This is a genomic window from Micromonospora sp. NPDC002575, from assembly GCF_042889525.1.
In the GTDB taxonomy this organism is placed as follows: Bacteria; Actinomycetota; Actinomycetes; order Mycobacteriales; family Micromonosporaceae; genus Micromonospora; species Micromonospora carbonacea.
Window position 1 is genome coordinate 1 of sequence record NZ_JBIARA010000016.1, and the last position, 17,705, is coordinate 17,705.

The following is a 17,705-nucleotide window of genomic DNA, read 5'->3' on the forward strand; positions in this document are numbered from 1 at the left end:
CGTCGGCCTCCGCCCACGAGAACGTCGCCAGACTCATCGGCGAACCATGATCAGTCCAGTTCACCATGTCCGCCGACGAGAACACCCGCCAGTCCTTCATCGTGAAGTACGTGGAGCCGTCCTCGTCGTGGCCGGTGTAGAGGTAGACCCGACCGTTGTAGACGATCGGGGCGGGGTCGGCGGTGTAGATCGTCTGCACGATCGGGTTGTCCGCCCGCGCCGGAGCGGCGAACAGCGTCGAGACGCAGAGCAGCGCCGCCACGAAGGCGACGCCGCGCCTGAGTCTGGTGCCGGTCAGGGTTTTCACGGAGACCTCCCGAGATGGGGGCAGCGCACCCGGAACGGGTGCCTGCCCGGGGGTGGATGAGCGCAGGGGCGGCCGACCGGCGTCCGCCCGGAAAGGGCGGCGCGGTCGGCCCTGGTAGGGGCTGCGACGTCACGGGTCGGAGCGGGCCCGGGCGTCCACGGGGACGCCGGACGTGCTCGGTTCCCGGCTGGTGCTCCGGCTCTGCCGCCCCGGATCGGCGATCCCGGTGGCGGCGGCGGAGCGTGCCCTTCGCTCCTGAGAGGCAGGATACGTGTTACCGTTAACACGGACAAGACGGGGATCGATGTCTCGGCGACGGCCCGGCGCGGGCCGCCCGCCGGGCCGCGGCACCCGGGGCCGGCGGCGTTGCCGGGGTCTGCCATGCTCGGCACGATGACGACCGGCCGCCCCACCAGACGCCGCCCGCGCCGCCGGGCCGCCCTCGTCGTCCTCGCGCTCGGGGTGGTCGTCGCTCTCCTCGCCGTCGCCGGGGTCGCCTGGCAGTTCCTGCGGCCACCGGGCCCGCGCCCGCTGTTCCAGCTCCCCGTCGCCTGCGGCGAGACGTGGCAGCTCGGCACCTATCCCGGGCACGACGACTACGACGTCGACCTGTTCCCCAAGCGGGGCGAGGCATGGGGGCGGCCGGTGCTCGCCTCGTCCGCCGGCACGGTGACCGTGGCCGGGATCAACGGGTCGCTGGGTGGCCGTACCCCGGACGACCCGGACGGCCCGCGCGGCCGGGGCGGCGGGTACTGGGTGAAGATCGACCACGGCGGCCGGTGGGAGACGCAGTACCTGCACCTGCTCGAACCGCCGCTGGTCCGCGAGGGCCAGCGGGTCGCCCAGGGCGAGCAGATCGGGCGGGTCGGCAGCACCGGCAACTCCGGCGCGCCGCACCTGCACTACGAGCAGCGCCGGGGCTGGGAGAAGGTCGAGACCTGGTTCGACGGCGAGCCGTCGGGGATCACCCACGACGACACCGAATACACGGTGACCCGCAAGAGCAACAACTGCGCCGCCGAGCGGCCGTAGCCGGCCGCGCCCCGCCTTCCACTCGTCGTCCAGATCGCGTCCACAGCCGGCTGGCAGCGTCTGGGCCGCAGACGCGAAAGGGCGTCACGAGGCGAAGGGACGCGACTCAGGTGCGAAGGACAACCAACTGGAGGCTGGCCGCGGCGGTCAGCGTGATCGTCGTCGCCGGATCTCTCACCGTTTCCGGGCCGGCGGCGGCGGCCCCCGTCATCCGGCTGGCCCCGTCGGCCCCGGTGCAACCGGCCGACGTCGCCGGCTCGGTCGACTATCTCACCAGGACCTACGGCGTCAGCGTACGGGAGGCGGTGCGCCGGCTGGAGTTGCAGCGGACCGCCGGCGCGTTGCAGGACGTGCTGGCCCGGGAGCACGGCGACACGTTCGCGGGCTCCTGGATCGACCAGGAGAACGGGGGCGTGCTCTACGTCGCCAGCACCGCCGCCGGAAAACTGGCCCCCGCGCTGGGCGCGGTCCCGGACCGGCAGCACATCCGCGTCGTCGGGGTGCGGCACTCGCTGCGGGACCTCGACGCCAGGGCGCGAGAGGCCAGCGCCCGGCTGGGGCTCACGCCCGAGCAGGAGCCGGTGATCAACGCGCAGCGCAACCGGGTCGAGCTGCACCATCGGGCGGCGGACGCCGTGCGCGGTTCGGCCAGCCGGCTCGCGCTGGCCGGCGACCTGGGCGTCGCGGTGGTCGACTCGCCGACCCCCGTCCCGCAGGCCTGCGCGATCCAGAACTGTGAGGCGCCGATGCGCGGCGGGCTGCGGCTGGACATGCTCGACTTCAACAAGAATCCGAAGTGGACCTGCACCAACGGCTTCAACGTGCACGGCTCGGACGGCTGGCAGTACACGGTCACGGCGGGGCACTGCAGCGAGGACGGGGAGGGCTACTACTCCAGGCACGCGGGCCTGTACGTCGGCCGCTACAACTACCCGACCTACGTCAGCCGCAACTACCCCTACGACGGGGCCATCATGCCGTACGTGGTGATGAACGGCTTCGAGTACGTCAGTTACTGGGTGGTGAATCCGCGCAACACGGTGTTCAACTCCCGGGGGAGCAAGGAGTTCCCGATCGTCGGAATGTACAGCTACGCCCAGATCGAGGTCGGCTGGGTGGCCTGCCACACCGGTCAGACGTCCAACAACACGAGGTGCGGCACGGTCCTGACGAAGGACGGCGGAATGATCACGGACATCTGCACGAAGAGCGGGGACAGCGGCGGCCCGCTCTTCAGCGAGGCCGACCACATGGCCTACGGCATCCTGCACGGCGGCAGCAACAGCAACGGCACCTGCACCACGCGGTCGTACTACTCGCCGCTGTCGAAGGTCTTCGACACCGCGCGCTCGTACTCCGGCATCACCTTCAACGTGAACTCGGCGGCCTGACCGACCGGCCCCGCCGACCGGCGGGAGGGCCGTAGCCAGCGCCCGGCGCCTGGCTACGGCCCGGCCTGGGTCAGCACCCGGCGGTGCGCCTCCCGCAGGTCCGGTCCCGGGTCGATGCCCAGCTCGTCGGCGAGCCGCTCGCGGACCGAGCGGTACGCCGCCAGGGCCTCCGCCTGGCGGCCGGCGGCGGCGAGCGTCGTCACCAGGCCCGCCTGGACACGCTCGTCGAACGGGTCCCGCTCGGCCGCGCGGCGCAGCGACGCCAGCACCACCGCCGGCCGGCGCAACCGGACCGCGATCCCGGCGGCGTCGAGGGCGGCGTCGGTGAACTCGCCGTCGAGGCGCGCGAACGTGGCCCGGGCCGCCGGGGTGCCGGCCAGGCCGTCGCCGGCGGGGCCGTGGCCGAGCCGCAGCGCCTCGGCGTACCGGTCGAGCGCCCGGTCCGGCTCGCCGCCCTGCACGTGCGCCCGCGCCTCGGCGACGGTCCGCCGGAACAGGACGAGGTCGAGCGCCTCCGGCCCGGCCGCGAAGCGGTATCCGTTGCCGTGCCGGGGCAGGTAGGCGCCCGGGGCGCGCGGCGGCAGGCCGGGTTCGAGCAGGCGGCGGAGCCCACCGACGTACTTGTGGATGGTGTTCACCGCGCTCGTCGGCGCGTCCGGACCCCAGAGCAGGTCGATCAGCTCGTGCGTGCTGATCGGGTGGCCCGCGCGGGCGAGCAGGAGCGCCAGCAGGCAGCGTTGCTGCGGCGGCCCGGCGTCCACCTCGGCGTCGCCGCGCCGGACCCGCAGCGGGCCGAGGATCCGCAGCTGGGTCGCCGGGCGACGCGGATCGACACTGTGCGAAACAGGCATGCGCTTCACGTTAGGTAGCCCGCCGGGTGCTCAGCGTACGTCGGATGACGTAATGACGCGGGCCAGCTCCGCCCGCGACTTGACGTGGATCTTCGGGTAGATCCGGTACAGGTGGGTGCTGACCGTCCGGGGGGACAGGAACAGCTGCGCGCCGATCTCCCGGTTGCTCAGCCCCTCCGCGGCCAGCCGGGCGATCTGCTGTTCCTGCGGGGTGAGGGCGGTCAACGCGTCCCTCGGCCGCCGCCGCGTCTCGCCCGTGGCCCGCAGCTCCGCCCGGGCCCGCTCGGCCCACGGGGTGACGCCGAGCGCGTCGAAGGTGGCCGCGGCGGCCCGCAGCGGCGGCCGGCTCTCCGTGATCCGGTGCGCCCGCCGCAGCGCCGTGCCGTGCGCGAGCTGGAGCCGGGCCCGGTCGAACGGCCAGCCGGTCAGGTCCTCGGCCAGCGCGGCCGGGTAGTCCCCGTCGAGCACCGCGCGGGCGTAGCCGAGGCCGACCCGCAGGGAGGGCGACCCGGTGCCTGCGGCGACCGGCTCCAGGCCGCGGACCACCGGGCGCAGCTCGTCCTGGAAGCCGCCGAGCAGGGCCGCCTCGGCCAGGTGCCCGAGCACGAGCAGTTGGTGGCCGGGGAAGTAGGCGCTGTCCGCCGGGTCGAAGATCCGCATGAGTTGCCGGAACGCGTCGTCCGGGTAGCCCTCGGCGAGCGCGGCGACGCCCCGGATGCGCTGCACGAGGGCCAGCATCGGCAGCCGCCGGCCGGCGGAGAGCGCCTGCTCGGCGGCCTCGGCCCGGCCGTGGGCCGCGGCGACGTCGCCCCGCAGCGCCTCGGCCAGGCCCATGGTGAGGCCGCCGCCCAGCGCCCACATCGGCAGCCCGGTCTCCTCCGCCAGGCCGATGCACTCGGCGGCCAGCGGCACGGCGGCCCGGGTGTCGCCCAGCGCCGCGTACGCCGACGCGGCGGCGTTGAGCGCCTGGGAGAGGACGCCGATCCGACCCTGTGCGCGCAGCTCGGCCGCGGCGGACAGCGCGAACGTCCCGGCGAGGTCGAACGCGCCGATGGCCCAGGCGGCGATCGCCAGGTCGCTGCGCAGGGCCGGTGGCAGGTCCATCCGGTGCGCCAGGCGCTCCAGCCGCCGCAGCGCGGCGACGCCGTGCTCGACCGGTGCGATCAGCAGCATGATCCCGGGCACGCGCGGGTCGTCGTCGATCGCCCCGAGCGCGAGCGTGACCTCGGTGAACCGGTCGCGGACGTGCGCCGGCACGTTGGAGTAGTAGACGCGCAGCGCCAGGTCGTTCAGCGCCTGGAGGGCGCGTTCGGGGTCGCCGTCGCGGCGCATCCTGTCGATCAGGTCGGCGTAGGTCAGCAGCCGTTCCGGCCCGGACCAGGCGACCGGGAGGTACGTCTCGCGCAGCCAGGTCAGCCGGGCGTGGTCGGCCGGCCGCAGGGCGTTCTCGTCGATCTCGTCGATCAGCCGCCGCACGGTGTGCGGGTCACCCTGCTCGTGCGCCACCAGGGCGCTCGAAACCTGCCGGTGGCCGCGCGCGGCCGGGTCCTGGCTGAGCTGGACGGCCCGGGTGAGCGCGGCCAGCGCGAGCGGCGCCTGGCGCGGCGCGGCGGCGATGGCCACGTCGGTGAGCTCCCGGGCCAGCCTCTCGTCGGGGCCCGCCGCGGCCGAGGCCCGGTGCCAGAGCTGGCGCTGCGGGCTGGCGGACAGCACCGCGGCCAGCGCCGCGTGCACGCGGCGACGGTCCGCGGGCGCGGCCTGCTGGCGCAGCGCCGAGCGCAGCAGCGGGTGCCGGAACCGCAGCTCGTACCGTTCGTCGACGGCGACCAGGCGGGCGGTCACCGCCGGCTGGATCGCCTCGGCGGAGACGTCGGCGTCGGCGAGGACCGCGGCGGCGGCCAGGATCTCGTCCAGGCCGGTCCCGTCGTTCAGCGCCGCGATCAGCAGCAGACGCCGGGTCGGCGGCGGCAGGTCGGCGACCAGCCCGCCGAAGGTCCGCTCCACCTGCGTGCTCAGCGGCAGCGTCGACGGCGACAGCGCGTCGTCGCCGAGCCGGGCGACCGACGTGCCGAGTTCCACGATGCCCAGCGGGTTTCCGGCGGCCTCGTCCAGCACCCGGGCCCGCAGCCGCGGGGCCAACCGGGGCGCGGTCCGGTCCAGCAGCGTCCCGGCGTCCGCCCTGGTCAGCGGCTCCAGCCGCAGTTCGGGCAGCCCGGCCCTGGTGAGCCGCCGGTCGGCGTCCTCGCCGTCGCGCACCGCCATGACCACGGCCACCCGGTCCGACCCGACCCGCCGGCCGAGGAACGTCAGGGTCTCCCAGGTCGCGGCGTCGAGCCAGTGCGCGTCCTCGACCGCGAGCAGCGTGGGCTGCTCCGGCTCGCCGAGCAGGTGCAGCATCTCGACGGCCCGGCGGTACGGCGAGTCCGCCGTCATCGGAGCGGGACGCAGCGGACGCAGCAGGTGGTCGAGCCCGGCGTACGGGATCTGCCCCTCCGCCTGCACGCCGGTCACGCCCAGCACGCGCATCCCGCGCCCGTGTCCGGCACGGACCACGTGCTCCAGCAGGGCCGACTTGCCGATCCCGGCCTCCCCGCGCAGCACCAGCGCGCCGCCCCGCCCCTCCAGCGCGTGGCTGAGCAGTTCCCCGAGCATGCTGATCTGGTCGTCCCGCCCGACGAGTTCGGCCATGCCCCCATCATGCGACGCCCCGGGCCGAGGACTCACCCGCCGTCGACCCGGGGCCGCCGGTGGTCGGTCAGCCGGAACCCGACGCCCCGTACCGCGACGACGGTGACGCCGGTGCCGAGCTGGTCGAGCTTGCGGCGCAGCCGCTTCACCAGGGACTGCGCGCCGGCCGTGCGCTGACGCCCCTCGTCCTGCCAGACCGTGCGGTGCAGCTCGGCGTAGCTCCAGACCCGGACCGGCTCGCTGGTCAGGCGGGTCAGCAGGTCGCGTTCGAGCCGGGTGAGGAAGACCTCGCGCTCGCCATAGCGGGCCGTGGAGCGGGCCGGGTCGATCCGCAGCGTGTCGTCCGGGCCCGGGTCGGGGGCCGGACGCCCGGCGGCGGGCGGCGGCTGCGGCGTCGCGATCAGCCGGCGCAACTCGTCGAGGTCGGCCACCAGCAGCAGGGGCGCGATGCCGTCGAGGCGTTCGGCGAGCCGGATCCGCTCGGCCGGCGACGGGGTCACCGCGATCACCAGCGGGATCGGCGGCCCCGCCTCGTCGAGGGGGCCCGGCGGCGTGCTCCCGTCGCCGCCGCTCACCGCGCCCACCCGGACGCGCCCGACGGCCGCTGCCCGAGTCTGTCAGCGCGGTGACAGCGACGGGCAGCCACTGCCACCGGGTGGGCCGCTCCTAGCGACGAGTTGCTTACGTCGCGTGCTTGATCCTTCATCTTTGTCGATCATAGTTTGCCCACAGGCGACCGGCGTGACCCGCACGGCGTCTGGCGGGCCTGGGGGCCGCACGTACCGGTGCGTCCAGAGGGGAGGCACGGTCGTTGTACCCCTGTCACGGCCCGACCAACCGCGGGTCGTTTTGCAGGAGGCAGCACCGATGCTGAGACGTCCACACCCCAGAGGCCCGGTCAGGCGCCTGGTGAGCGCCGGTGCGGCGCTCGCCCTCGCCGCGACGGCCCTGGTCACGACCGCCCCCGGCGCGCAGGCCGCGCCGGGCGGGACGCCCGCGGACAAGATCCGGCCCGAACTGGTCAAGCAGCTCCAGACCAAGACCGAGAGTGACTTCTGGATCCACTTCGGGGCCCGGGCGGACCTGAGCAAGGCCGGCGCGATCACCGACTGGACCAAGCGGGGCGCTGCCGTGGCGGACGCGCTGCGCCGCACCGCCGCCGACAGCCAGGCCAAGGTCCGCGCCGAACTCGACGGCGCGGGCGCGAAGTACCAGAGCTTCTGGGCGACCAACGCCATCAAGGTCAGCAGCGGCTCCCTCACGATGGCGCAGAGCCTCGCCGCGCGCGCCGAGGTCGACGGCATCTACGCCCCGGTCGCCTACGCGCTGCCCGAGGTCACGAAGGGCGCCGACGAGAAGACGGCCAACGCCCTGGAGTGGGGCATCGCCAACATCAACGCCGACGACGTCTGGTCGCGCTACGGCGTCACCGGCGCCGGCATCACGGTGGCGAGCATCGACTCCGGCGTGCAGTTCGACCACCCGGCGCTGGTGCGGTCCTACCGGGGCAACAACGGCGACGGCACCTTCGACCACAACTACAACTGGTTCGACGCGGCCGGCGACTGCGCCGCCGCCCCCTGCGACGGCGACGGCCACGGCACCCACACGATGGGCACGATGGCCGGCGCCGACGGCGCCAACCAGATCGGCGTCGCGCCCGGCGTCCGGTGGATCGCGGCCAACGGCTGCTGCCCGACCGACGCGGCGCTGATCGCCTCCGGCCAGTGGATGCTCGAACCCACCGACCTCGACGGCGAGAACCCCGACGCCAGCAAGCGGCCCCACGTCATCAACAACTCGTGGGGCACCCGGCTGCCCTCCAACGACCCGTTCATGGAGGACGTGACGCTCGCCTGGGCCGCGTCGGGCATCTTCGGCGCCTGGTCCAACGGCAACAGCGGCCCGTCCTGCCAGACCAGCGGCTCGCCGGGCAGCCGGTCCAGCAACTACTCCACCGGCGCGTACGACGTCAACAACACCATCGCCAGCTTCTCGGCCCGGGGCGCCGGCCAGGGCGGGGCCGTCAAGCCCGACATCTCCGCGCCCGGCGTCAACGTCCGGTCCAGCATCCCCGGCGGCGGCTACGGCAGCCTCAGCGGCACCTCCATGGCCTCGCCGCACCTCGCGGGCGCGGTCGCGCTGCTGTGGTCGGCCGCGCCCGCGCTGGTCGGCGACGTCGCGGCCACCCGCGCCCTGCTGGACGACTCGGCGATCGACACCGCCGACGCCCAGTGCGGCGGCACCGCCGACGACAACAACGTCTACGGCGAGGGCCGCCTCGACGCCCTCGCGCTGCTCGACGCCGCCCCGATCGGGGAGACCGGCACCCTCGCCGGCACGGTCACCAACGCGGCCACCGGCGCTCCGGTCCCCGGCGCCACGGTCGCCCTCACCGGCCCGGCCGCCCGGCAGCTCACCACCGGCGCCGACGGCACGTACTCGTCCCTGCTCCCCGCCGGTGACTACCAGGTCACCGTGACCGCGTTCGGCTACGCCGCCCGGACGCTGCCCGCCACGGTCCGCGCCGCCGCGACCACGACGCTCGACGTCGCCCTGATGGCGGTGCCGTCGGTCACCGTCAGCGGCTCGGTCACCGACGGCTCCGGCCACGGCTGGCCGGTGTACGCCAAGGTCAGCGTCGAGGGCCTGCCGGTGTCCGACTACACCGCGCCCGGCAACGGCCGCTACAGCCTCACCCTGCCCGCCTCGGCCACGTACAAGCTGAAGGTGGAGCCGCAGTACCCGGGCTACCAGACCGTGACCCGCGAGGTCGTGGTCGGCTCCGGCAACAAGACCCAGAACGTCGCCGTCACCGTTGACCCGGCCGCCTGCACCACCGCGCCCGGCTACGGGTACGGCTCCGACGGGGTGTACGAGACGTTCGACGGCGACCGCGCCCCGGCCGGCTGGTCGGTGGTGGACAACGCCGGCACCGGCCAGGGGTGGCAGTTCACCGACACGGGCGACCGGGGCAACCTCACCGGCGGCACGGGCGGCTTCGCGATCGTCGACAGCGACGACTACGGCAGCGGCGGGAGGCAGGACACCTCGCTGGTCAGCCCGGTCGTCGACCTGACCGACGTCGCCGCGCCGGTGATCCGGTTCAACCAGGACCTCAACTGGGTCAGCTCCGAGCGCGCCGACGTCGACCTCAGCATCGACGGCGGCGAGACCTGGACCAACGTGCTGCGGCAGGCGGCGGACGTGCGCGGGCCCAAGGTCACCGAGATCGCGATCCCGCAGGCGGCGGGCAAGTCCCGGGTGCAGGTCCGGTTCCACTACTACGACGCCACCTGGGAGTGGTGGTGGCAGGTCGACAACGTGCTGATCGGCAGCGAGGTCACCTGCGCGCCGACCGACGGCGGCCTGGTGCTCGGCCACGTGCGCGACGCCAACGACAACGGGTACGTCAACGGCGCGACCGTCACCAGCGACGACCGGCCGGCCGAGACGGCCACCACCGTCGCCACCCCCGACGACACCGAACTGCCCGACGGCTTCTACTGGCTGTTCTCCTCGCTGACCGGCGCGCACCGGTTCACCGCCAAGGCCGGCGGCTACACCAGCCAGGGCAAGCAGGTCACCGTCGAGGCCGACTGGGCCACCACCGCGACCTTCAAGCTCGCGGCGGGCCGGCTGTCCGTGCAGCCGGCGGCGGTCAGCGGCACCGTGCGGATGCCCACCGGCACCGTCGCCAAGACCTTCACGGTGACCAACACGGGCGGGGCCCCCGTCGACGTCCGCTTCGGCGAGCGCGACGGCGGCTTCGAGTTGCTGCGGGCCGACGGTTCCCGGGTGACCCAGCGGCAGATCCTCGCCGCCGAGGGGGCCCCGGAGCAGCGGATCACGGCCGCCACGTCGCTGGCCGCGCGGGCGTCCGGCATGGCCGCCGCGGCGGCTCCCGCCCCGGCCGGCCCGCAGGCCGCGCCCTGGACGGACGTCACCGACTTCCCGGCCAACATCATGGACAACCGGGTGGTCAGCCTGGACGGCAAGGTGTACTCGATCGCCGGCGGCAACGGCACCGCGTCGTCGGCGAAGAACTACGCCTACGACCCCATCGCCCAGACCTGGACGTCGATCGCCGACCTGCCGGGCGCGCGCAACGCCGTCACGGCCGGCGTCGTCGACGGGAAGATCATCGTGACCGGCGGCTGGGGCGCGTCCGGCCCCGACGCCGCCACCTGGTCGTACGACCCGGCGGCCAACACCTGGACGAAGAAGGCGAACAACCCGGCGCCCCGTGCCGCCGCCGGCCAGGCCGTCGCCGACGGCAAGCTGTACGCGGTCGGCGGCTGCACGACGGCGAACTGCACGCCGATGTCGAACGACGTCGTCCGGTACGACCCGGCCGGCGACACCTGGGAGACCCTGCCCGACTACCCGAAGTCGGTGGCGTTCCTGTCCTGCGGCGGCATCGGCGGCGTCGTCTACTGCACCGGCGGCAACGACGGCTCCGTCGCGCAGAAGGCCGGCTACGCCTTCGACCCGGGCACCAACGCCTGGACCGCGATCGCCGACGCGCCGGCCGACAACTGGGCCAGCTCGTTCGCCGTGGCCAACGGCAAGCTGCTGGTCGTCGGCGGCTCGCAGGGCGGGGCGATCACCAACGCCGGCTTCGCCTACGACCCGGCGGGCAACTCGTGGTCGGCCCTGCCGAACGCCAACACCGCCCGGTACCGGGGCGGCGCGGCGTGCGGCTTCTACAAGGTCGGCGGCTCCTCGGGCGGCTTCACGGCGACGGCGGACAGCGAGGCGCTGCCCGGCTTCGGCGAGTGCGCCGAGGCCGCCGCGGACGTCAGCTGGCTGACGATCGACAAGACGGCGGCCACGCTGGCGCCGGGCGAGAAGGTCACGGTCACCGTCGGGATCTCGGCCACCGTCGACCAGCCGGGCACGTACACGGCGTCGGTGGTGATCACCGAGAACACCCCGTACACGGTCGCGCCGGTGTCGGTCACGATGACCGCGCAGCCGCCGAACACCTGGGGCAAGCTGCTGGGCACGGTGACCGGGACGAGTTGCCAGGGCGTCGGCGCGCCGATCCCCGGGGCGGTGGTCCAGGTCGACTCCTGGGCGATGTCGTGGACGTTCGCCACCGACGACCAGGGCCGGTACGCGTACTGGCTGGACAAGCGGAACAACCCGCTGACGTTGATCGTCGCGAAGGACGGCTGGAAGCCGCAGACCCGCCAGACGAAGATCAACACCAGCACGCCCACCGTGGAGAACTTCGCGTTGACGCCGATCCGCTGCTGACCGTCGACGGCTGACGGGACAGCCCCGGGCCGCGGGCGTCCTGCGGGCGGGCCGGCCGCCCGGGGCCCGGCGTGGGCAGGGCGTGTTCGAGGGCTCGTGCCGGCGGCGGGAGGGGCTAGGGCACGGCCAGCCGGAACCCGACCCCCCGGACCGCGTCGATGGTCGCCGGCACGCCCAGCCGGGCCAGCTTGCGCCGCACCCTGCGCACCACCGAGTGCAGGTCGGAGCCGCGGCCCAGGCGCTCGGTGCCCCACACCTCGCGGTGCAGCCGCCGGTGGGTCCAGGTGTGCCCGGGCGTGCCCACCAGGCAGCGCAGCAGGTCGTGCTCCAGCGGGGTCAGCCCGATCTCGCGGTTGCGCCACCGCAGCACCCGGCGGTCGGAGTCGATGCTCAGCGCGGTGGCCGTCGGCGCACCGGCGGCGACCACGACCCGGTGGGCCGCCGCCTCGGCGGGCGGGACGGCGGGCTCGCCGGCCACGCCGAGGAACCGCCGCGCCTGGTCGACGCTGGAGACGATCAGGAACGCCTCGGACCCGCCGAACAGCTCGGCGAGGCGACGGCGGTGCGATGCCGAGGAGGCGATGCCGATGGCCAGGGAGGGTATCCCGCTCATCTCCGCCCTCCCCGTCCATTCGCTCGCGGAACGGCGTTGACATAATAATGTGCGTCGATGCCTGCGGCAACGTCCCTTCCCGAGGGTGACGCCGGCTGGGCGTGGCAGGTGTCCGACCCGTTCAGCTACGTCGGTCTGTCGCCGCTGATCGTGGCGGTGCGCGACGTGCGCGCCGGCCACGACGCGCAGGGCCGGGCGGTCGCCCGCTACGTCGCCGTCGAGCGGTTCCGGCTGGTCGGGCCGGTGCGGTGGGACAACCCGATCCGGGTACGGATGGTGGCGACCCGGCCGGGCGAGCAACTGGTCAGCGAGGTGCGCAGCCCCGGCCGGGTGTCGCTGCGGGCGGTGGTGGACCTGGCCGCCGTGGCGGGCGGCACCCGGGTGCGGGAAGGGGTGATCGCCGAGGCCCCGGTGCCGCTGCGGCGGTTCGTGGCGGCGAAGGCGCGCGAGGTCGCCGCGTACCGGGCGGCCGAGCTGACCCGCCGCATGGCGGCCCGGCAGCCCGTCGACGGGTCCTGCGCCGACGACGTCGTCGCGTAGGGAAACACCCGATTGCCGGGCGGGCGCGCCGCCCTACCGTCAGGGCATGCTCCGTCACCCGCGCACCCCGGCCCGCACCGACAGCCCGCCCCGCCCGGCACCACACCGGGGCGGCGCAGCGATCCGGCCGGTGGCACTGCTGTCGCTGCTCGCCCTGCTCACCCCCGCCGCCTGTGGCCAGCTGGCCGGGCCGATCTCCTTCGGCCAGGACGACGCCGACGACCGCCCGGCCCCGGCGGCCTCGTCGCAGCCCGGCGGGGCACCCGCCCCCACCGCTGCACAGCCCGGCGAGGCGACCGACCCGACCGATGGGCAGTCGCCGCAGCCCGCGGACGACGCGGTCGCCCTGCCCGACCCCTGCGCCCTGGTGCGCAAGCCCGAGGCCGAGAAGCTGGCCGGCCTCGGACTGGACGACGGCAAGCCGGTCGGGGACACCTGCACCTACACCGCGCCGGTCGACGGCCCGACCGCCCAGGTCGAGGTCTTCGTCGGCGACGGCGCGAAGAAGTACCTCGACATCGAGCGGACGCTCGGGCACGAGACGCGGGCGCTGCCCGGAGTCGGCGACGAGGCGTACGCGACAGCCGACTCGTTCTTCGTCAACGCCTCCGGCAGGTGGGTGGCCGTCCGGCTGGTGCGGCTCAACGACCCCGAGGAGAACCGCCGGCCGTTGGAGTCCCTCGCCCGTACCGTCGCCGCCCGGCTCTGAGGCTCGGATGCGCCCGCGCCCGCGCCGCGCGCTGGCCGCCGTCGTGGTGGCCCTGCTGGTGCTCGCCGGCTGCGCCGACCGGCAGCCGGCGGCCCGCCCGGCGGACCCGGCGGCCGGCGCGGACGACCTGCGGTACGGCGCGACGCCGGCCCCCGAGCCCGGCGTCACCCTCCAGCCGGACGTGGTGCTCGTCGGCGGGGGCGGCCGGTCGGTGCGCTCGGTCACCGCCGACGGCCTCACCTGGCGTCTCGACCGGCGGGCCCGCAACGCCGACGCCCTCGCCCCCGGCAAGGTCATGTTCGTCACCGGACGCGGCGTGGGCCGGGTGCTGGACGTCGCCCCCGACGGCGACGACCTGCTCGTGACGATCGGCCCGGTCGACATCACCGAGGTCGTCCGGGACGGCACCTTCGCCCGCAGCGGCGTCGCCCTCGCCGACCCGATCGTCTACCCGGCCGGCGCGGCGTCCTGGGCCGACGCCGCACCACCGCCGCCGAGCACCTACGGGCGCAGCGCGCCCCTGCGCCGGCCGGCGGCCCGCGCGCCCGCCGAGCAACCGGTGCAGCCGCCACCGCAGCGCGGCGGAGACGCCGCCGCCACGGTCCACGGCTACCACGTCTACTCGACCTGCTGCACCGACGGCGTCGGCGTCCACTTCACCTACGACGACGGGAACGTCCGCCTCGTCGGCACCGTGACGCTCACCTTCAGCCGCCCCGACGCCACCTTCCACCTCGCCATCGGCGGCGGCGCCGTGACCCGCGCCGAGCTGGAGATCGGCGGCGGCTTCGGCATCAAGGTCGACTTCGAGGGCGGCATCCGGGACGGCCGCAACCACAGCAGGTCGTTTCCCGTCCCGGTGGACATCACCTTCCCCATCGGGCAGATCCTCGGGATCCCGCTCTCCTTCACGATCGGCCAGACGCTTTCGGTCACCACCGCGTTCGGCGCGAAGCTGGGCACCGTCAAGGGCTCGGGCGAGTTCGCCCTCGCCGGCTCGCTCGGCTTCGGCTACGCCGACGGCGTCGCCGGCCCCCGGATCACCAAGCGGGTCCAGCGCAGGTCGAGCCTGCTCAACTCGCTCACCGGCGTGCCCGTCGGCGTGATGGGCCTGGTCATCCGGCACGGCGTCCGGTTCACCGTCGGGATCAGCGCCTTCCTGTTCACCGCCGGCGTCTACTTCGAGCTGGTCACCTCGTACGGGTCGACGCTCGGCTCGGCCCTCGGCGCCCCGTACGCCCAGTGCCGGGGCGTGGGCATCGGCGTGCGGGCCGCCTTCGGCGTCGGCTACCGCATCCTGGAACCGGTCGTGCGGGTCCTCAACAAGTTCCTCAGCCTGCTGACGCCGCACCGGGCCACCGCGATCGGCCCGATCCCGGCGCAGGCCGGCCCCCGGTGGAGCACCACCGTCCACGACGCCGAGGAGGTCGTGCCGGACGTGGCGGTCTGCGGACGCCCGCCCCGCTGACCGCCCCACCGGCGCGCCGCCGGCCGCCCACCGGCGCGCACGGGCCGCCGCCTGGCGCGGGCGTGCCATCATCCCGCCATGGACACCTCCCTGGTGGGGCGCGACGCGATCGCCGGCCGGGCGTGGCGGGCGCTGGTCGCGGGGGCGCCGGTGCTCGTGGAAGGCCGCAGCGGCATCGGCAAGACCGCCCTCTGGCGGGCCCTGGTCGCCCGGGCCGAGCGGGCCGGGTGGACGACGCTGACCTGCGCCCCGGCCGAGGCCGAGGTGGCGCTGCCGTTCGCCGCGCTGGCCGACCTGCTCCGGCCGCTGGCCGGCGCGGTGCCGGCCCTGCCCCCGCCGCAGCGCGCCGCCGCCGAGATGGTGCTGCTGGCCGCGTCCGGCGACGCGGTGATCGACGAACGGGCGGTCGGCGCGGCGACCCGGGCCCTGATCGAGGCCGCGCTCGGCGCGGGGCCCCCGGTGCTGCTCGCCGTCGACGACGCGCCCTGGCTCGACGCGCCGAGCGAACGGGCGTTGCGGTTCGCGCTGCGCCGGCTCGCGCCCCGGCCGGCCGTGCTGGTCGCCCGGCGCACGGACGGCGCCGGCGCCGCCGCGCCCCTCGGCCTCGACGACGACCGGCCGGGCGGCGCGCCGGTGACGCGCGTCGCCCTGCCCCCGCTGGACGCCGGCTCCCTGCACCACATCGTCCGGGCCCGGCTGGGCGGCGCGGTCAGCCGCCCGCTGTTCGCCCGGATCGTCCGCGACGCCGGCGGCAACCCGCTGCTGGCCATCGAGATGGCCCGGGCGGTGCTGCGGTTGCCCCGCCCGCCGGGGCCCGGCGACGACCTGCCGGTGCCGTCGTCGCTGCGCCAGTTGCTCGCCGACGCGCTGCGGGCGCTGCCCGCCCGCACCCGGGACGCGGTGCGGCTGGCCGCGCTGCTGACCGTGCCCACCCTGCCGGATCTCGCCGCGGCCGGGGTGCCGGCGGACGCGTGGGACGCGGCGGAGGAGGCCGGCCTGCTGAGCGTCGCGCCGGACCGGGTCGGCTTCGTCCATCCGAGCTACGCCGCCGCCGTCCGTGGCGGCATCCCGCCCGGGGTCCGTCGGCGGCTGCACCGGATGCTGGCCGACGCGGTGCCGGATCCCGACGAACGCGCCCGGCAGCTCGCCCGGTGCGTCGTCGAGCCGGACGGCGCGGTCGCCGCCGAGCTCGCCGCCGCCGCCGAACGCCAGCGCGCCCGGGGCGCCCCCGCCGTCGCCGCCGACCTGTTCGACCGGGCCGCGCAGCTCACGCCCGCCGCCCAGGCCGACGACCGGGATCGGCGTCGCCTGGCCGCCGTGCGCTGCCGGATCGACAGCGGCGACCACGCGGCGGCCGGCGCGGCAGCCGACGCCGCGACCGGGCAGCTCACCGGGCAGGCGCGGGCGGAGGCGCTGCTGCTGCGCGCGTTGGTCGCGTGGTTCGCCGACGACCTCGCCACCGCCGTGTCCACCGGCGAGCGCGCGCTGGCCGCCGCCGACGGCGGCCCCCTGGCGGGGCGGATCCACGCCCACCTCACCCTGTTCCACGACGCGCCCGGGGCCGCCCGGCGGCACGCCGAGGCCGCCATCGCCCTGCTCGGCGCGGACGAGGACCGGCCCCTGCTGACCGCGTCGCTGCTGCTGTTGTTCTTCCACGAGGTGCGCGCGGGGCGGCCCGCCCGCACCGGGCTGCTCGACCGGGCGCTGGAACTGGAGGCCGGCGAGCCGTCGTGGCTGGCCGGCACGATCCCGGCGATCTGGTGGAAGGCCACCGACGACCACGACCGGGCCCGCGCGCGGCTGCACGACATGCGCGCCCGGGCGGCGGCCCTGGGCGACGAGCCGTGGCAGCACGAGCTGCTCACCCACCTCGGCGAGGCGGAGCTGCTGGCCGGCCGGTTCGCCGCGGCCGAGGCGCACGTCGCCGCCGCCCGGGAGCTGGGCGAGCAGCTCGGCAGCGCGCTGGTCGGGGAGACCTGGCTGGCGGGGACGCTGGCGGCGTACCGGGGGCGGCTGGCCGAGGCCGCCGGGGTCGCGGAGGCGGGCCTGCGCCGGGCCCGGGAGGTCGACGACGCCTGGAGCCGGCGCATCCACCTGCAACTGGCCGGGTTCGTGGCGCTGTCCGCCGGCCGGGCCGGCGAGGCCGCCGCCGCGTACGGCGAGCTGGCCGGGGCGCTCACCGGCTCCGGGATCGCCGAGCCGGTCGCCCTGCGCTTCGAACCGGACTGGATCGAGGCGTGCGTCGGCTGCGGTGACCTCGACACGGCGGGCCGGGCCCTCGCCCGCCTCGCCGAGCGGCACGCTCGACTGCCCCGGCCGTGGACCACCCTCGGGCTGGCCCGCAGCCGGGTGCTGGTCGACGGCGCCGCCGGCGTCGACACGTCGCCGGCCCTCGCCGCGCTGTACGCCGCGCGGGCGGCCGTGCCGGCGGACGTGCTGCCGCTGGACCGCGCCCGCTGCCTGCTGGTCGCGGGTCGGGCGCTGCGGCGGGCCCGGCGTCGCCGGGAGGCCCGCGCGGCGCTGGAGGCGGCCGAGGCCGAGTTCGGCGCGCTCGACGCCGCCGCGTTCGCCGCCGCCGCACGCGGCGAGCTGGACCGGATCGGCCGGCGGACGGCCGCGCCGACCACGCTCACCGCCACCGAGGAGCGGGTGGCCCGGCTGGCCGCGCAGGGACGCACCAACCGGATCATCGCCGACACGCTGTTCATCAGCCCGAAGACCGTCGAGGCCAACCTCGCCCGGGCCTACCGCAAACTCGGCATCTCCAGCCGCGCCGAGCTGGGCGCGGTGCTGGGGCGGCCGGCGTCCCGCTGAGCAGCGGTGCCGCCGCCCGGCGGCGGAGCC

Annotated in this window: 11 protein-coding genes and 1 pseudogene; 7 read left to right on the top strand and 5 right to left on the bottom strand. The window is 75.7% G+C overall.

The window, feature by feature from the left end; genetic code table 11:
* A pseudogene (locus ACFYWL_RS22490) lies at nt 1-298 on the bottom strand (glycoside hydrolase); the annotation flags it as partial.
* Between the two features lie 402 nt (nt 299-700).
* Here ACFYWL_RS22490 and ACFYWL_RS22495 point away from each other — a divergent pair.
* Together ACFYWL_RS22495 and ACFYWL_RS22500 are read left to right on the top strand one after the other, a co-directional pair.
* Nucleotides 701-1,339, top strand: coding sequence for a M23 family metallopeptidase (locus tag ACFYWL_RS22495; protein WP_386975690.1), 639 nt, complete (start codon nt 701-703; stop codon nt 1,337-1,339).
* 110 nt (nt 1,340-1,449) lie between these two features.
* Entirely contained in the window at nt 1,450-2,730 is a 1,281-nt protein-coding gene (locus tag ACFYWL_RS22500) for a S1 family peptidase (protein WP_386975692.1), read from the top strand.
* Nucleotides 2,731-2,783: 53 nt separating this feature from the next.
* Here ACFYWL_RS22500 and ACFYWL_RS22505 read toward each other — a convergent pair whose 3' ends face one another.
* The 3 genes from ACFYWL_RS22505 to ACFYWL_RS22515 are packed head-to-tail and all read right to left on the bottom strand — an operon-like array spanning nt 2,784 to nt 6,844.
* On the bottom strand, nt 2,784-3,581 hold the full coding sequence (locus tag ACFYWL_RS22505; protein ID WP_386975694.1) for a BTAD domain-containing putative transcriptional regulator: 798 nt from the start codon (nt 3,579-3,581) through the stop codon (nt 2,784-2,786).
* Between the two features lie 30 nt (nt 3,582-3,611).
* Complete coding sequence (locus tag ACFYWL_RS22510) at nt 3,612-6,269, bottom strand: LuxR C-terminal-related transcriptional regulator (protein WP_386975696.1); 2,658 nt, start codon at nt 6,267-6,269, stop codon at nt 3,612-3,614.
* 32 nt (nt 6,270-6,301) lie between these two features.
* The gene (locus ACFYWL_RS22515; RefSeq protein WP_386975698.1) at nt 6,302-6,844 is read right to left on the bottom strand and encodes a winged helix-turn-helix domain-containing protein; all 543 of its coding nucleotides are present in this window, start codon (nt 6,842-6,844) and stop codon (nt 6,302-6,304) included.
* 334 nt (nt 6,845-7,178) lie between these two features.
* On the opposite strand from ACFYWL_RS22515, the gene ACFYWL_RS22520 reads away from it, so the two are divergent.
* Entirely contained in the window at nt 7,179-11,531 is a 4,353-nt protein-coding gene (locus ACFYWL_RS22520; RefSeq protein ID WP_386975700.1) for a S8 family serine peptidase, read from the top strand.
* 115 nt (nt 11,532-11,646) lie between these two features.
* Here ACFYWL_RS22520 and ACFYWL_RS22525 read toward each other — a convergent pair whose 3' ends face one another.
* Nucleotides 11,647-12,144 carry a winged helix-turn-helix domain-containing protein gene (locus ACFYWL_RS22525; protein WP_386975701.1) on the bottom strand — a complete coding sequence of 166 codons (498 nt, stop codon included), beginning with the start codon at nt 12,142-12,144 and terminating at the stop codon, nt 11,647-11,649.
* A gap of 57 nt (nt 12,145-12,201) precedes the next feature.
* On the opposite strand from ACFYWL_RS22525, the gene ACFYWL_RS22530 reads away from it, so the two are divergent.
* The 4 genes from ACFYWL_RS22530 (at nt 12,202) to ACFYWL_RS22545 (ending at nt 17,675) form a co-directional block, all read left to right on the top strand.
* Complete coding sequence (locus ACFYWL_RS22530; RefSeq protein WP_386975703.1) at nt 12,202-12,684, top strand: SRPBCC family protein; 483 nt, start codon at nt 12,202-12,204, stop codon at nt 12,682-12,684.
* 46 nt (nt 12,685-12,730) lie between these two features.
* Nucleotides 12,731-13,393 (top strand): hypothetical protein, encoded by a 663-nt coding sequence (locus tag ACFYWL_RS22535; RefSeq protein WP_386975705.1) that lies wholly within the window; start codon nt 12,731-12,733, stop codon nt 13,391-13,393.
* 7 nt (nt 13,394-13,400) lie between these two features.
* On the top strand, nt 13,401-14,861 hold the full coding sequence (locus ACFYWL_RS22540) for a hypothetical protein (RefSeq protein WP_386975707.1): 1,461 nt from the start codon (nt 13,401-13,403) through the stop codon (nt 14,859-14,861).
* 78 nt (nt 14,862-14,939) lie between these two features.
* On the top strand, nt 14,940-17,675 hold the full coding sequence (locus tag ACFYWL_RS22545; protein WP_386975709.1) for an AAA family ATPase: 2,736 nt from the start codon (nt 14,940-14,942) through the stop codon (nt 17,673-17,675).
* Nucleotides 17,676-17,705: the final 30 nt, after the last annotated feature.

Bases quoted from the DNA above. Each gene is read 5' to 3' on its own strand.
- ACFYWL_RS22495 (WP_386975690.1), top strand. From the start codon at position 701: ATGACGACCGGCCGCCCCACCAGACGCCGCCCGCGCCGCCGGGCCGCC.
- ACFYWL_RS22505 (WP_386975694.1), bottom strand. From the start codon at position 3,581: ATGCCTGTTTCGCACAGTGTCGATCCGCGTCGCCCGGCGACCCAGCTG.
- ACFYWL_RS22510 (WP_386975696.1), bottom strand. From the start codon at position 6,269: ATGGCCGAACTCGTCGGGCGGGACGACCAGATCAGCATGCTCGGGGAA.
- ACFYWL_RS22525 (WP_386975701.1), bottom strand. From the start codon at position 12,144: ATGAGCGGGATACCCTCCCTGGCCATCGGCATCGCCTCCTCGGCATCG.
- ACFYWL_RS22530 (WP_386975703.1), top strand. From the start codon at position 12,202: ATGCCTGCGGCAACGTCCCTTCCCGAGGGTGACGCCGGCTGGGCGTGG.
- ACFYWL_RS22535 (WP_386975705.1), top strand. From the start codon at position 12,731: ATGCTCCGTCACCCGCGCACCCCGGCCCGCACCGACAGCCCGCCCCGC.
- ACFYWL_RS22540 (WP_386975707.1), top strand. From the start codon at position 13,401: ATGCGCCCGCGCCCGCGCCGCGCGCTGGCCGCCGTCGTGGTGGCCCTG.
- ACFYWL_RS22545 (WP_386975709.1), top strand. From the start codon at position 14,940: ATGGACACCTCCCTGGTGGGGCGCGACGCGATCGCCGGCCGGGCGTGG.